General features: G+C 60.7%; 11 protein-coding genes and 7 tRNA genes. 14 read left to right on the top strand and 4 right to left on the bottom strand.

Going from position 1 to position 14168, the window contains the following annotated elements; genetic code table 11:
- Nucleotides 1-805 precede the first annotated feature (805 nt).
- The 5 genes from CKW35_RS24450 to CKW35_RS24430 all read left to right on the top strand — a co-directional run bounded on the left by CKW35_RS24450 (nt 806) and on the right by CKW35_RS24430 (nt 4353).
- Complete coding sequence (locus CKW35_RS24450) at nt 806-1441, top strand: TetR/AcrR family transcriptional regulator (RefSeq protein WP_095117042.1); 636 nt, start codon at nt 806-808, stop codon at nt 1439-1441.
- Nucleotides 1442-1547: 106 nt separating this feature from the next.
- Nucleotides 1548-2516 carry a GTP 3',8-cyclase MoaA gene (locus tag CKW35_RS24445; protein ID WP_016485496.1) on the top strand — a complete coding sequence of 323 codons (969 nt, stop codon included), beginning with the start codon at nt 1548-1550 and terminating at the stop codon, nt 2514-2516.
- Between the two features lie 66 nt (nt 2517-2582).
- Nucleotides 2583-3188 (top strand): DUF4823 domain-containing protein, encoded by a 606-nt coding sequence (locus CKW35_RS24440; RefSeq protein ID WP_016485497.1) that lies wholly within the window; start codon nt 2583-2585, stop codon nt 3186-3188.
- A gap of 10 nt (nt 3189-3198) precedes the next feature.
- Nucleotides 3199-3759 (top strand): DUF1285 domain-containing protein, encoded by a 561-nt coding sequence (locus CKW35_RS24435; protein ID WP_016500884.1) that lies wholly within the window; start codon nt 3199-3201, stop codon nt 3757-3759.
- A 192-nt stretch (nt 3760-3951) separates the two neighbouring features.
- Nucleotides 3952-4353, top strand: a complete 402-nt coding sequence (locus CKW35_RS24430) for a cupin domain-containing protein (RefSeq protein WP_016485499.1) — start codon at nt 3952-3954, stop codon at nt 4351-4353.
- Between the two features lie 58 nt (nt 4354-4411).
- Here the strand turns inward: CKW35_RS24430 and CKW35_RS24425 are convergent.
- Together CKW35_RS24425 and CKW35_RS24420 are read right to left on the bottom strand one after the other, a co-directional pair.
- A tRNA-Asn gene (locus CKW35_RS24425) sits at nt 4412-4487 on the bottom strand.
- Nucleotides 4488-4549: 62 nt separating this feature from the next.
- Nucleotides 4550-5746, bottom strand: coding sequence for an amino acid aminotransferase (locus CKW35_RS24420; RefSeq protein ID WP_016485500.1), 1197 nt, complete (start codon nt 5744-5746; stop codon nt 4550-4552).
- A gap of 287 nt (nt 5747-6033) precedes the next feature.
- Here CKW35_RS24420 and uvrB point away from each other — a divergent pair, with 287 nt between their 5' ends.
- A complete protein-coding gene (gene uvrB / locus CKW35_RS24415; protein ID WP_016485501.1) occupies nt 6034-8049 on the top strand; it encodes an excinuclease ABC subunit UvrB in 2016 nt (671 codons plus the stop codon).
- A 122-nt stretch (nt 8050-8171) separates the two neighbouring features.
- Here uvrB and CKW35_RS24410 read toward each other — a convergent pair whose 3' ends face one another.
- Both CKW35_RS24410 and CKW35_RS24405 read right to left on the bottom strand, forming a co-directional pair.
- The gene (locus CKW35_RS24410) at nt 8172-9722 is read right to left on the bottom strand and encodes an MDR family MFS transporter (RefSeq protein ID WP_016485502.1); all 1551 of its coding nucleotides are present in this window, start codon (nt 9720-9722) and stop codon (nt 8172-8174) included.
- Nucleotides 9712-10767, bottom strand: coding sequence for an HlyD family secretion protein (locus CKW35_RS24405; RefSeq protein ID WP_016485503.1), 1056 nt, complete (start codon nt 10765-10767; stop codon nt 9712-9714). The genes CKW35_RS24410 and CKW35_RS24405 overlap by 11 nt, the downstream gene beginning before the upstream one ends.
- A gap of 143 nt (nt 10768-10910) precedes the next feature.
- Here CKW35_RS24405 and gltX point away from each other — a divergent pair, with 143 nt between their 5' ends.
- The 8 genes from gltX (at nt 10911) to CKW35_RS24365 (ending at nt 14163) form a co-directional block, all read left to right on the top strand.
- Nucleotides 10911-12392: a glutamate--tRNA ligase gene (gene gltX, locus CKW35_RS24400; RefSeq protein ID WP_016485504.1), complete on the top strand. Its 1482-nt coding sequence runs from the start codon at nt 10911-10913 to the stop codon at nt 12390-12392.
- A gap of 334 nt (nt 12393-12726) precedes the next feature.
- Nucleotides 12727-12802, top strand: a tRNA-Ala gene (locus tag CKW35_RS24395).
- A gap of 72 nt (nt 12803-12874) precedes the next feature.
- A tRNA-Glu gene (locus CKW35_RS24390) sits at nt 12875-12950 on the top strand.
- 52 nt (nt 12951-13002) lie between these two features.
- A tRNA-Ala gene (locus CKW35_RS24385) sits at nt 13003-13078 on the top strand.
- Between the two features lie 42 nt (nt 13079-13120).
- A tRNA-Glu gene (locus CKW35_RS24380) sits at nt 13121-13196 on the top strand.
- A gap of 62 nt (nt 13197-13258) precedes the next feature.
- Nucleotides 13259-13334: transfer RNA gene (locus tag CKW35_RS24375), tRNA-Ala, on the top strand.
- 42 nt (nt 13335-13376) lie between these two features.
- Nucleotides 13377-13452, top strand: a tRNA-Glu gene (locus CKW35_RS24370).
- 171 nt (nt 13453-13623) lie between these two features.
- Entirely contained in the window at nt 13624-14163 is a 540-nt protein-coding gene (locus tag CKW35_RS24365) for a TetR/AcrR family transcriptional regulator (protein WP_016485506.1), read from the top strand.
- Nucleotides 14164-14168: the final 5 nt, after the last annotated feature.

Raw genomic sequence — 14168 nt, 5'->3', positions numbered from 1 at the left:
GCGAACAGCGAACAGCGAACAGCGAACAGCGAACAGCGAACAGCGAACAGCGAACAGCGAAACAGTGCTGGTTTTTAGCTCGCGCATAGGCCATTTGCGATGGCGACACTAACTCACCTTTTCGCCCTTACGGCGAGTCACTTTTTGTCAGACGCGACAAAAAGTAACCAAAAAACGCTGCGCTCCCATCATCCGGCCCCTGCGCTGCGCTCCGGGGTTCCCTCACTCCGGCCTCGCTCCCAGGAGGACCGCGCTGCAGGCCCCATCCTGGGGCCCAGCGCTTGACGGGCATCCATGCCCGTCACCTCCCTCCGCAAGGCCTGCGTTCGGCCTACTGAAGTCGCGAAGATCAAAATCAAAATCAAAATCAAAATACAAAATCAAAAAACAAAATCAAAAAACAAAATCAAAATCAAAATCAAAATCACGGTACAGCACAACCTCGAGCGGGGAGTGCGGGTCGCTGTGCGACCCGTCGCGCAAGCAAAAAAAACCCGGGTTCTGGGGGGGGAATCCGGGTTAAGACCATTAGGAGTAAAACAAAGGTACGCGGTCCCTGAGCACCTTTATCGGCGCGCCACTTGGGGGGGATGCGCCGCGCCAACACTTCAAGTATTGGTCAGGTTTGGCGCAGTGCCAGCGTATATTGGTCGTTTTTTAAACAAATTTGGAATACGCCGAGGTTTCAATCCTTCCACAGCGCATGGCAGTAAGCATGGTGAAACACAGACATGCGTGGATGATCCGTGCAATTTCTTGCAAGTTAGGCATAATAAACCGCTTCGATTGTCATCCAGTCCTTCCCATGCAGAAAGAACCTCGTAAGGTCCGTGAGTTTCGCCGTCGCGAACAGGAAATCCTCGACACCGCGCTCAAGCTGTTTCTCGAACAGGGTGAGGACAGCGTCACTGTCGAAATGATCGCCGACGCCGTGGGTATCGGCAAAGGCACGATCTACAAGCATTTCAAGTCAAAGGCGGAAATCTACCTGCGCCTGATGCTCGACTATGAGCGCGACCTGAACGAACTGTTGCACTCGGCCGACGTCGACCGTGACAAGGAAGCCCTGTCACGCGCCTACTTCGAGTTCCGCATGCGCGACCCGCAACGTTACCGGTTGTTCGATCGCCTGGAAGAGAAGGTGGTCAAGGGCAACCAGGTGCCGGAAATGGTCGAGCAACTGCACAGTATCCGTGCCTCCAACTTCGATCGCCTGACTCAGCTGATCAAGGGCCGCATCTGCGAAGGCAAGCTCGAAGACGTACCGCCGTATTTCCATTACTGCGCCGCCTGGGCGCTGGTGCACGGCGCCGTTGCGCTGTACCACTCGCCGTTCTGGAGCAATGTGCTTGAGGATCAGGAAGGTTTCTTCCAGTTCCTGATGGACATCGGTGTGCGCATGGGCAACAAACGCAAACGCGATCCGGAACCGACGAACTGAAGCGTTCCGTCACTTGACGCTGAAACCGGCAGGGTGCGGGGGCTTGCAAAAACCTGATTTATGAGTCAGGTTTCGCCTGCCCCTATCATCCATGCCGGAGTCATTCATGATTGTCGATCGTCAAGGCAGGCGCTTTCGCAACCTGCGTGTCAGCCTGACGGCTGCTTGCAATTATGCCTGCACCTACTGCGTGCCCGACGGCAAACGCCTGGTGGCGGCGCAAGACGAGCTCTCGGCAGATGCCCTGGCCCGCGGCGTGGCTTACCTGATCGAAGCGGCGGGTATCGAGCGCCTACGCATCACAGGGGGTGAGCCGCTGGTCAGCCCGCGCCTGGATGCCTTTCTGGCCGCAGTGGCCAAGCTCGACCTCGACGATATCTCGCTGACCACCAATGGCCAGCTGTTGGCACGCAAGCTGCCCCAGCTGCAAGCGGCGGGTATCCGACGCCTGAATGTTTCCCTCGACACTCTCGATCCCCAGGCCTTCCGCCGCATTGCCCGGGGCGGCGACCTGGCCAGTGTGCTGGCGGGTATGGAGCAGGCCACTGCGCTGGGCATGCGAATCAAGGTGAACATGGTGCCAATGCGCGGGCACAACCTCGACCAGGTATTGCCGCTGCTGGATTACTGCCTGGAGCGCGGCTTCGAGTTGCGCTTCATAGAACTCATGCGCATGGGCCACCTGGCCCGTGAGCACAATGCCTTTGTGCAGCAGTTCGTCGGGCTCGACCAGTTGCTGGCGCTGATCGGCGGCAAGTATGCCTATGTCCAGGTCGATGCGCCGCTGGACGCTACAGCCCTGCGCTATGAAATCCCGGGCATTGGCCACTTCGGCATCATCGCCAACGAGAGCGTGCCGTTTTGCCGTACCTGCTCGCGCTTGCGCCTGTCCTCCACGGGCTGGTTGCATGGCTGCCTGTCTTCGAGCAATCGCCACTTCGTCGGTGACCTGCTGGAAAAGCCGCGTCATCAGGCCCTTCCGGCCCTGCAGCGCCTGTTGGTCAAGGCGCTGGCAGACAAGCAGGACCTGGCGTTTTCCGGTGATGTGATGGTGATGAAGGTGATTGGCGGCTGAAGCTGGCGCAAAAGCTGCATCCGCCTGCTATTCGCCGGTTTTTCGTCGCCGGCCACTGGAGGAAAGATGCGTAGCCTGGTCTTGCTGCTGGCGCTGATGGCGCTGGGCGGCTGCATGAATGTCAGCGATATGGGCGAAGGCGTCCGCTATCACATGAGCGATGCCGGTCTGCTGGACCACAGCGATACCCGGCGTACCCTGTCGATCCGCCTGCAGCCCGATTCGTTCATTTTCATCGGCCAGGGCGCATTCGTGCCGCCGGGCAAGGGGCCGGTGCCACGGCAGAATGCGGTGGCTGACGAGGCGTTCAAGAGCTTTGTCGAGTATTTCCCGTTGGTGCGCCGCGCCCAAGGCCCATTGGGCCTGGAAGACGCCATTGCCCAGGCACGCTCGGTGGGTGCCGACTACGTCCTGTACACCCGCTTCGCCCGTACCGACGACCGCATCGGCAATGGCGATGAGTGGTATGACGAACAGGCCGTCGACCGGCTGGGGTGGGACACTGGCGTGGTGCAGATGATGTTGATCGAAACCAATACCCGCTACCTGATCGACACCGCACGCATCAAGAGCCGTGGCGGTTTGTTGACGTTCCACGACAACACCCCGGAGGATTTGCTTGGTGCGCCGATGCGCGAGTACGCTCGTAGCCTTCTGGGTATGAGCGAATGAGGCAGGCGTGATGAGTGATTCCGGCAAGGCCAATGATCTTCTGGCACAGATCCCCAAGGCCAAGGGCCTGCCGCCGGTGCATCTGTGGAACCCGGATTTTTGCGGTGACATCGATATGCGCATTGCCCGCGATGGCACCTGGTATTACCTGGGCACGCCGATCGGGCGCAAACCGATGGTGCGGTTGTTTTCCACGATCATTCGCCGCGATGGCGATGACTACTTCCTGATTACCCCGGTAGAAAAGGTTGGCATCCGCGTCGACGATGCCCCATTTGTGGCCGTGGCTCTGGAGGTGCTGGGGGAGGGGGAGCAGCAGGTGCTGCGCTTCACCAGCAATGTCGAGGACCAGGTTGACGCCGGGCCGGACAACCCTTTGCGTGTGGTCATCGACCCGGTGACGCAGGAGCCATCGCCCTATGTGCTGATGCGCAGCAACCTTGAGGCGCTGATTCACCGCAATGTTTTCTATCAGTTGGTAGAGCTGGCGGTGGCGCGTGAAATCGACGGCGAGGAATGGCTGGGGGTCTGGAGCCAAGGCGTGTTCTACCCGATTGGGCGTAGCAGCTGAGCTCTTGGTTGCCTGTACCGGCCTCTTCGCGGGCATGCCCGCTCCCACAGGTACAGCACCTGTGGCGAATGAACTTGTGGGAGCGGGCGGCACAGGTAAAATCGGCCCCCTGCTTTTACCTCGAATTGGCCATTTGTCTTCAGCCAACGAAGGCCTAACCTGCTGGCATTAGTCATCCAGGAGAAGCCCGCCATGAAACCCTTGGCTATCGTCCTTTTTGCCCTGCTCGCCGTCCAAGCCCCCGCCTGGGCCCACGGCGACGTTGCCGACCAGGTCAAAGTCCTGCAGCAGCAACAACCCTCGAACGCCCCGGGCAAAACGGCTGTCATGCTTACGGTGAGCTACGCCCCTGGCGAGGCATCGCCCGCGCATCAGCACCCCGGCGCAGTGATGGCCTACGTTCTGGAGGGGGCAGTGGTGTCGAAGCTCAACAACGATCCGGAAAAGACCTACAAGGCCGGTGAGTACTGGTACGAGGCGCCAGGCACCGTGCACAGCGTGTCACGCAATGCCAGCAAGACCCAGCCCGCCAAGCTGCTGGTCTGGAGCCTGGTGGACGAGGGCAAGCCAGTGACCGAGCCGCTGGGCCAGTAAATCCGATGCAATGCAAAAAGCCCCCGGTTGCTTGCGCACCCGGGGGCTTTTCAATGTTTGGCTCCGCGACCTGGACTCGAACCAGGGACCCAATGATTAACAGTCATTTGCTCTACCGACTGAGCTATCGCGGAATCTGTGCGTATCTTACTGACTGCCTGGAAGAAGTCAAGCCTCTCCCAGGCAAATCAACAGGTTACAGCACTTCGACGATGGCCTTGGTTACCACGTGGATGTTGCTCTGGTTCAGCGCGGCAACCGCGATGCGGCCGGTGTCCAGTGCGTAGATGCCAAACTCGTTCTTCAGGCGGGCTACCTGTTCAACGGTCAGGCCCGAGTAGGAGAACATGCCTGCCTGTCGGCCAACGAAGCTGAAGTCGCGCTTGGCGCCATATTCAGCCAGCAGGCTGACCATTTGCTGACGCATGCCGTGGATGCGCTGGCGCATCTCGCCCAGCTCGGCTTCCCACATTTGGCGCAGTTCGTCGCTGTTCAGCACGGTAGCGACGATGGTTGCGCCATGGGTCGGCGGGTTGGAGTAGGTGGTACGGATCACACGCTTGACCTGCGACAGCACGCGAGTGCTCTCATCCTTCGAGGCGGTGACGATCGACAGTGCGCCAACGCGCTCGCCGTACAGCGAGAACGACTTGGAGAACGAGCTGGAAACGAAGAACTCCAGGCCCGACTCGGCGAACAGGCGCACGGCGAAGGCATCTTCGGCGATGCCGTCACCAAAGCCCTGATAGGCCATGTCCAGGAACGGCACATGGCCCTTGGCCTTGACCACTTCCAGGACGTTTTTCCAGTCGTCCAGGCCCAGGTCGACACCGGTCGGGTTGTGGCAGCAAGCATGCAGCACCACGATCGAGCCGGCCGGCAGGTTGTTCAGGTCTTCCAGCATGCCCGCGCGGTTGACGTCGTTGCTTGGCGCGTCGTAGTAGCGGTAATTCTGTACCGGGAAGCCGGCAGTCTCGAACAGTGCGCGGTGGTTTTCCCAGCTCGGGTCGCTGATGGCTACCACAGCGTTGGGCGACAGGCGCTTGAGGAAGTCGGCGCCGATCTTCAGCGCGCCGGTGCCGCCAACGGCTTGCACGGTGACCACGCGGCCAGCGGCCAGCAGTGGCGACTCGGCGCCAAAGATAAGTTTTTGCACGGCCTGGTCATAAGTGGCGATGCCGTCGATCGGCAGGTAGCCGCGCGAGGCGTGCTGGGCGGCACGCTGGGTTTCGGCTTCGATCACGGCGCGCAGCAGCGGAATGCGGCCTTCCTCATTGCAGTACACGCCAACGCCCAGGTTGACCTTATCGGTACGTGGGTCGGCGTTGAATGCTTCGTTGAGGCCCAGAATAGGGTCGCGGGGTGCCAGCTCGACAGCGGAAAACAGGCTCATTGTTACCTTGGCTCTGATTGGAGAGTGATAGGGCGTACACGCTCCAGCCGAATGCACTGAAGCGGTGCACAAACGGGGAGTCAGTATAGTGATACCGTCCGGTCACTGCGACACTCTGGCACAGCTTTTCCGGCTATTTGCGCAAATATTTTTCGACCATTGGTCTAATTGCCGGGTCCACTGTAACAAGCGCTCACAGCCCAGCCTTGAAAGCGCCCCCAGCTAGCCGCATTTGGGTATAGACTACTGGCTAAATTTACAGTTGCTGCAGCACCGCGAGGTCAAACATGTCCGAGTTCCAGCTCGTCACCCGTTTTCAGCCGGCCGGCGACCAGCCCGAGGCCATCCGTCAGATGGTCGAAGGCATCGAAGCGGGGCTGTCGCACCAGACGCTGCTCGGCGTGACCGGGTCGGGCAAGACCTTCAGCATCGCCAACGTCATCGCGCAGGTGCAGCGCCCGACACTTGTCCTCGCACCGAACAAGACCCTGGCCGCGCAGCTCTACGGCGAATTCAAGGCGTTTTTCCCCAACAACGCGGTGGAGTATTTCGTTTCCTACTACGACTACTACCAGCCCGAGGCCTACGTACCATCGTCGGACACCTTCATCGAGAAGGACGCCTCGATCAACGACCACATCGAGCAGATGCGCCTGTCCGCGACCAAGGCGCTGCTGGAGCGGCGCGATGCAATCATCGTCACCACCGTGTCTTGCATCTATGGCCTCGGCAGCCCCGAGTCCTACCTGAAAATGGTCCTGCATGTGGACCGCGGCGACAAGCTCGATCAGCGCGCACTGCTGCGCCGCCTGGCCGACCTGCAGTACACCCGCAACGAAATGGACTTTGCCCGTGCCACTTTCCGCGTGCGGGGTGATGTGATCGATATCTTCCCGGCCGAGTCGGACCTAGAGGCCATCCGCATCGAGCTGTTCGATGACGAGGTGGAGAACATAGCCGCCTTCGACCCGCTCACTGGCGAGGTTTTCCGCAAGCTGCCGCGATTCACCTTCTACCCCAAGAGCCACTACGTTACCCCGCGGGAAACCCTGCTGGAGGCCGTGGAGGGCATCAAGGAAGAGCTCAAGGAGCGCCTTGAGTACCTGCACAAGGCCAACAAGCTGGTAGAAGCGCAACGCCTGGAGCAGCGTACCCGCTTCGACCTTGAGATGATCATGGAGCTGGGCTACTGCAACGGCATCGAGAACTATTCACGCTACCTGTCCGGGCGCCCGGCCGGGGCGCCACCACCCACCCTGTACGACTACCTGCCAGCCGATGCGCTGCTGGTCATCGACGAATCCCACGTCAGCGTTCCGCAGGTAGGCGCCATGTACAAGGGCGACCGTTCGCGCAAGGAAACCCTGGTCGAATACGGCTTCCGCATGCCTTCGGCACTGGACAACCGGCCGATGCGCTTCGACGAATGGGAAGACGTCAGCCCGCAGACCATCTTCGTCTCCGCGACCCCGGGCCCCTATGAGGCTGAGCATGCCGGGCGCGTGGTGGAGCAGGTCGTGCGCCCGACCGGCCTGGTCGACCCGCAAGTCGAGATACGCCCGGCACTGACCCAGGTAGACGACCTGCTGTCGGAAATCCGCAAGCGCGTGGCGGTGGGGGAGCGGGTGCTGGCCACTACGCTGACCAAGCGCATGGCCGAGGACCTTTCCGATTACCTCGCCGACCACGATGTGCGGGTGCGCTACCTGCACTCGGACATCGACACGGTGGAGCGGGTGGAGATCATCCGCGACCTGCGCCTGGGTACCTTCGATGTGCTGGTGGGCATCAACCTGCTGCGCGAAGGCCTGGACATGCCAGAAGTGTCGCTGGTGGCGATTCTGGATGCGGACAAAGAAGGTTTTCTGCGTTCCGAGCGCTCCCTGATCCAGACCATTGGCCGTGCTGCGCGTAACCTCAATGGCCGGGCGATTCTGTACGCCGACAATATTACCGGCTCGATGCAGCGGGCAATTGACGAAACCGAGCGACGCCGGGAAAAGCAGATCGCTTTCAACGAAGCCAACGGTATCGTGCCCAAGGGTGTGGTCAAGGACATCACCGACATCATGGAAGGCGCTACCGTGCCCGGCGCGCGCAGCAAAAAGCGCAAGGGCATGGCCAAGGCGGCAGAGGAGAGCGCCCGCTATGAGGCAGAGCTGCGTACACCGGGCGAGATCACCAAGCGCATCAAGCAGCTGGAAGAGAAGATGATGCAGCTCGCCCGCGACCTGGAGTTCGAAGCTGCGGCGCAGCTGCGCGACGAGATTACCCAGCTGCGCGAGCGGTTGATTACCAGCTGATCCCTTTGGGTGGATGAACTGGCCCTGTCGTCGGCAAGCCAGCTCCCACAGGTGTGCCGCTGCATTCAAAATTTGCCCGGTACCTGTGAGAGCTGGCTTGCCGGCGATAGGGCCAGTACAAGCTAGTGAGCTTCCCCAGCCTTCAACCCCGCCGGCAGCTTGCGGGTCAGCAACACTGCCACCATGCTCACCGCCAACCCGATCCCGACAAAGTGGAAAGCATCGTTGTAGGCCATGATCATGGCCTGCTGATGGGTAATCTCGCTCAGCTTGCCCAGCGCTGCATTGTCATTGCCCAGGCGCTCCGCCAGTTGCGCCAGCCGTTCTGCCACCTGTGGGTTGCTCGGCACTACCGATTCGCGCAGGTAATCGAAATACACCTTGGTCCGCGCATCCAGCAACGTGGCCAGCAAGGCGATACCAATCGCACCCCCCAGGTTACGCAGGATATTGAACAGGCTCGATGCCGACCCCGCATCCTGCGGCTGGATGTAAGCCGTGGCGATAAGCGAAATGGTCACCATGATCATCGGCTGGCCCAGGGCGCGGATGATCTGGATCTGGTTGAATTGCGGCCCGGCAAAGTCCGGGTTCAGTACCCCCGAACCGAAACTGGCGGCGCCGAACAGGCAGAACCCCAAGGCGCACAACACTTTGGGTGACACCACCTTCATCAGTTGCGGCACCAGCGGGATCAGGAACAGCTGCGGGACACCCATCCACATGATCACCTCGCCGATCTGCAGGGCGTTGTAACCCTGCACCTGCGCCAGGTACAGCGGCAACAGGTAGATTGACCCGTACAGGCCTACGCCCATGCCCAGGCTGGCGATGCTCGACAAGCCGAAGTTGCGGTTACCGAGAATGCGCAGGTTGATCAGCGGGTGCGGCTTGGAAAACTGCAGGATGACGAAGGTGATAAGGCTGATCAGGGCGATGCTGCCCAGGCCAACGATCAAGTTCGACTCCAGCCAGTCCTTGCGGTGGCCTTCTTCGAGAAACACCTGCAGGCAGCCCAACCCCAGGCCCAGGGTGACGATGCCTGCGTAATCGGTGCTTTTCAGCAGTTCCCAGTGCGCCTCTTTCTTCTCCAGCCCGTACATCAGGCCGGCAATCATCACCAGGCCGGGCGGGATGTTGATGTAGAAGATGTACTCCCAGCCCCAGTTCTCAGTCAGCCAACCGCCCAGCGTGGGGCCGATGGAGGGGGCGAACGTGGCGGTCATGGCGAACATTGCCATGCCTTTGGCGCGGTGGTGTTCGGGCAGCTTGATCAGGGTAAGGGTAAACGCCAGCGGGATCAGTGCGCCGCCGGTAAAGCCTTGCAGGGCGCGGAACAGGATCATGCTCTCCAGGTTCCAGGCCATCGAGCACAGCAGTGACGACAACAGAAACCCTGCAGAAACCCACACCGCCAGGCGCCGCGCCGAGAGTAACTGCACCAGCCAGGCAGTCAGCGGGATCATGATGATTTCCGCCACCAGATACGAGGTGGAAATCCATGAGCCTTCCTCCAGCGTCGCTGACAGTGCGCCCTGGATGTCTTTCAGCGACGAATTGGTGATCTGGATATCCAGCACCGCCATGAACGCACCGAGCATCACGCTCATTACCGCGATCCAGTCGCGGCGGGTGGGCTCAGCGGTGGGCCGGAGCAATTGGTCACCGGCCATTGTGGCCTTCGCTTTGGCTGCGCAGGTCGACGGTGGCAGTCACCGACATGCCGGGGCGAATGCGCCCGTGCAGCGGGTTGTCGGCGCTGAAGGTGAGTTTCACCGGGATGCGCTGTACCACCTTGGTGAAGTTGCCGGTGGCGTTGTCGGGTGGCAGCAGGCTGAATTGCGCGCCCGAGGCAGCGAAGACACTGTCGACCCGGCCTTCGATGGGGGTATCCGGGTAGCTGTCGAACAGCAGCTCGGCGCGTTGCCCGGGATGCATCCGGCCGATCTGGGTTTCCTTGAAGTTGGCCTGCACCCAGATGTCTTCGTCGGGCACGATCGACAGCAGGTAGGCGCCAGCCTGCACCACCTGGCCATTGCGCGCGTTGCGCTGGCCGATGGTGCCGCTGATCGGCGCGCGGATTTCGCAGCGGGTCAGGTTCAGTTCGGCCTGTGCCAGGTCGGCGCGGGCGTTGGCGATCTGTGCATCAAGGCGTTTGAGGTCGGCGTTCAGGGCGTTGACCTGCTGGCGCTGGCTTTGCAGGTCGGCGCGGGCTTTGTCGACCTGAGAGCCGGCGACATGGCTGTCCGCCGACAGGGTGGTGACCCGCTCTTCGGATATGAAGCCTGGCTTGCGCAGCTTTTCGGCACGGCTCAGGTCTACCCGCGAGCGCTCGAACGTGGCTTGGTTGGCTGCCACCTGCGCCTGCCCGGCGGCGATCAGGCTACCCTGCTGGGTCAGGCGGCTTTGCGCTTGCGCGTATTCTGCTTCGCGGGTAGCCAGGGTAGCGCGGGCGCGGTCAACCGCCAGCTCGAAGTCTGCTACTTCCAGGCGCACCAGCAGGTCACCTTTGTTGACATGCTGGTTGTCCTCGACCGGCACCGCCTCGATACGTGCGCCCAGCTGGCTGGAAATACGGGTGATCTCGCCCTGTACGTAGGCGTTGTCGGTACTCTCGTAGAAGCGGCCCTTGAAGTACCAGTGGGCCAGAAAGGCGAGGGCGATGATGGCCACCAGGGTGAAGAAGACCAGCAGGCGACGTTTGAGTTGGGCAGGCATGGGCACTATCGTTCCAGAAATGTAAACAAATTTAACAGCGCTGCAGGGGCTGTCGACAAGTGACGTTCGCGCCATTGCTGGAGCCCGGTGCCTGCCTCCTGCTAACATCCCGCCTTTGTTTCATCTTCAGTTCGAGACCTTCCATGACCACCGTACGTACGCGTATCGCGCCATCGCCTACCGGCGACCCCCATGTCGGCACTGCCTACATCGCCCTGTTCAACTACTGCTTTGCCAAGCAGCACGGCGGTGAGTTCATCCTGCGCATCGAAGACACCGACCAGCTGCGCTCCACGCGCGAGTCGGAACAGCAGATCTTCGACGCCCTGCGCTGGCTCGGCATCGAATGGAACGAAGGCCCGGATGTGGGCGGCCCGCACGGCCCGTACCGGCAGAGCGAGCGTGGCGAGATCTACGCGAAGTATGCCAAGCAGCTGGTGGATGCCGGTCATGCCTTCTACTGCTTCTGCACCGCCGAAGAGCTGGAGCAAATGCGTGCCGAGCAACAGGCCCGCGGCGAAACCCCGCGCTACGACGGCCGCGCGCTGCTGTTGAGCGCCGAAGAAGTGCAGCGCCGCCTGGACGCCGGCGAGCCACATGTGATCCGCATGAAGGTGCCGAGCGAAGGTGTCTGCGTGGTACCGGACATGCTGCGTGGCGATGTCGAGATCCCATGGGACCGCATGGACATGCAGGTGCTGATGAAGAACGACGGCCTGCCGACGTACTTCCTGGCCAACGTGGTGGACGACCACCTGATGGGCATCACCCACGTACTGCGTGGCGAAGAGTGGCTGCCGTCGGCGCCCAAGCTGATCAAGTTGTACGAATACTTCGGCTGGGAGCAGCCCAAGCTGTGCTACATGCCGCTGCTGCGCAACCCGGACAAGTCCAAGCTGTCCAAACGCAAGAACCCGACCTCGGTGACCTTCTACGAGCGCATGGGCTTCATGCCTGAGGCGATGCTCAACTACCTGGGCCGCATGGGCTGGTCGATGCCGGACGAGCGCGAGAAGTTCTCGCTGGACGAAATGGTCGAGCACTTCGACCTGTCGCGTATTTCGCTGGGTGGCCCGATCTTCGACATCGAGAAACTGTCCTGGCTCAACGGCCAGTGGTTGCGCGAACTGCCGGTCGAGGAATTCGCCACACGGCTGCAGAAGTGGGCATTCAACAGCGACTACATGATGAAGATTGCCCCGCACGTGCAGGGCCGGGTCGAGACCTTCAGCCAGGTTGCCCCGCTGGGCGGGTTCTTCTTTGAAGGCGCGCTGAAACTGGATGCCAAGCTGTTCGAAAGCAAAAAACTGTCGGCCGACCAGGTGCGCCAGGTGATCCAGCTGATCCTGTGGAAGCTCGAAAGCCTGCGCCAGTGGGAAAAAGAGCGCATCACCGGCTGCATCCAGGCCGTGGTCGAGGCGCTGGAGCTGAAGTTGCGTGATGCGATGCCGCTGATGTTCGCCGCCATTACCGGCCAGGCCAGCTCGGTGTCGGTACTGGACGCCATGGAAATCCTCGGCCCCGACCTGACCCGCTATCGCCTGCGCCAGGCCTTGGACCTGCTGGGTGGCGTTTCGAAGAAAGAAAACAAAGAGTGGGAAAAGCTGCTGGCTTCTATCGCTTGACGGTGTTTTGAAAGCTGCCGCTGAACCGTGTAGTAGCAGCCGTGTGCCGCGAAAGGGCCGCAAAGCGGCCCCGATGATTTTGCTTCAAGGCGAAGATTGTGGGACCGCGCTGCGGTCCTATCGCGACACAACGCCGCTCGTACAAGGGTTCGAGGGTGAGGTTTTGCTGGGGCAGGGCGGTAAGTGATTGTTATCTGTGAAAAAACTTTTGAATATTTTCAAAATTTCGTTTGACAGCCCTGCAATCCGATCTTAATATGCGCCCCGTCCACAGCGATGAACGAAAACGAATCGTCAGGCACCCAGCCAGCGGTTCAGTTCAAAGCGACATTGTGGGGCTATAGCTCAGCTGGGAGAGCGCCTGCATGGCATGCAGGAGGTCAGCGGTTCGATCCCGCTTAGCTCCACCAAATTCCGCTTGTCAGTCAAGGCTGGCAAGCAAGACCGGGTCCAGCAACCGGGTCTTGAAGGTAAGAAGGTTCGTCCCCTTCGTCTAGTGGCCTAGGACACCGCCCTTTCACGGCGGTAACAGGGGTTCGAGTCCCCTAGGGGACGCCAGTTTTACACAAGCGATGGTGCACTTGTCGCTGGGCCGCGAGGCTAGAAATCTGGGGCTATAGCTCAGCTGGGAGAGCGCCTGCATGGCATGCAGGAGGTCAGCGGTTCGATCCCGCTTAGCTCCACCAATTTTGCCGCGGTTCGCGTAAGCGGATCGGCACGAAGGTTACGTCCCCTTCGTCTAGTGGCCTAGGACACCGCCCTTTCACGGCGGTAACAGGGGTTCGAGTCCCCTAGGGGACGCCACTTTTTCCTGCGTTTTGCAGGGCTTAAAAAGGCTCGTCGATTATTGATGAGCCTTTTGTTTCGGGGCTATAGCTCAGCTGGGAGAGCGCCTGCATGGCATGCAGGAGGTCAGCGGTTCGATCCCGCTTAGCTCCACCATTTCTGCCAGGGTTCACGTAAGTGGATCTTCGCGAAGGTTACGTCCCCTTCGTCTAGTGGCCTAGGACACCGCCCTTTCACGGCGGTAACAGGGGTTCGAGTCCCCTAGGGGACGCCACATTTACCCGCGTTTTGCGGGATTTTAAAGGCTCATTCGCTTATTGAATGGGCCTTTTGTTTTTTCTCCCTTCCGAAAAATCGCAGCTGACCAGCGGCGTAAAATTTTGCTTGCCAAAAAATATGATATGCATAATATTTCAAGCATCATATTTTGAATGGCGGATGCCTGATGAGCGACAAGAAGAGCAGAACCCGCGAACGCATCCTGGAAGCAGCGCGCAGTGCGCTGATCCAGCACGGCCCGGCCGAGCCCAGCGTTAGCCAGGTGATGGGGGCGGCAGGCCTGACCGTCGGTGGTTTCTATGCCCACTTTGACAGCAAGGACGAGCTGATGCTCGAAGCGTTTCGCCAGCTGCTGGGTGAGCGCCGCGCCTTGCTCGCCCAGATCGACCCCAGCCTCGATGGTGCAGGGCGGCGGGCGCTGGCCAGTGCCTTTTACCTGTCGCGCAAGCACCGGGATGCCGAAGTGCACGCTTGCCCGCTGCCCAACTCGCTGGGCGAGATGCAGCGCCTGCCAGAGGCGTTCCGCGAGGTATTGGCTGAGCACATCGAGCTGATGACTGCCGCCATGGTTGACCGGCCTGAAGATGCCGACAAGGCCCTGGCTGATCTGGCGCTCATGGTTGGCGGCCTTGCCCTGGCCCGTGCCTTGGGTACCGGTGAACTTTCTGACCGTATTCTGCGCGCCGCCAAATCGGCGGTGCTTTAACCCTG

It is taken from the genome of Pseudomonas sp. Irchel 3F3 (genome assembly GCF_900187545.1).
Lineage (GTDB): Bacteria > Pseudomonadota > Gammaproteobacteria > Pseudomonadales > Pseudomonadaceae > Aquipseudomonas > Aquipseudomonas fortuita.
The sequence above is the reverse complement of the archived record's forward strand: the minus strand, read 5'-3'. Positions and strand labels throughout refer to the sequence as shown.

What these genes read in the sequence shown, in the direction of transcription:
- CKW35_RS24450 (WP_095117042.1), top strand. Translation starts at nt 806, where the DNA reads ATGCAGAAAGAACCTCGTAAGGTCCGTGAGTTTCGCCGTCGCGAACAG.
- CKW35_RS24445 (WP_016485496.1), top strand. Translation starts at nt 1,548, where the DNA reads ATGATTGTCGATCGTCAAGGCAGGCGCTTTCGCAACCTGCGTGTCAGC.
- CKW35_RS24440 (WP_016485497.1), top strand. Translation starts at nt 2,583, where the DNA reads ATGCGTAGCCTGGTCTTGCTGCTGGCGCTGATGGCGCTGGGCGGCTGC.
- CKW35_RS24435 (WP_016500884.1), top strand. Translation starts at nt 3,199, where the DNA reads ATGAGTGATTCCGGCAAGGCCAATGATCTTCTGGCACAGATCCCCAAG.
- CKW35_RS24430 (WP_016485499.1), top strand. Translation starts at nt 3,952, where the DNA reads ATGAAACCCTTGGCTATCGTCCTTTTTGCCCTGCTCGCCGTCCAAGCC.
- CKW35_RS24420 (WP_016485500.1), bottom strand. Translation starts at nt 5,746, where the DNA reads ATGAGCCTGTTTTCCGCTGTCGAGCTGGCACCCCGCGACCCTATTCTG.
- uvrB (WP_016485501.1), top strand. Translation starts at nt 6,034, where the DNA reads ATGTCCGAGTTCCAGCTCGTCACCCGTTTTCAGCCGGCCGGCGACCAG.
- CKW35_RS24410 (WP_016485502.1), bottom strand. Translation starts at nt 9,722, where the DNA reads ATGGCCGGTGACCAATTGCTCCGGCCCACCGCTGAGCCCACCCGCCGC.
- CKW35_RS24405 (WP_016485503.1), bottom strand. Translation starts at nt 10,767, where the DNA reads ATGCCTGCCCAACTCAAACGTCGCCTGCTGGTCTTCTTCACCCTGGTG.
- gltX (WP_016485504.1), top strand. Translation starts at nt 10,911, where the DNA reads ATGACCACCGTACGTACGCGTATCGCGCCATCGCCTACCGGCGACCCC.
- CKW35_RS24365 (WP_016485506.1), top strand. Translation starts at nt 13,624, where the DNA reads ATGAGCGACAAGAAGAGCAGAACCCGCGAACGCATCCTGGAAGCAGCG.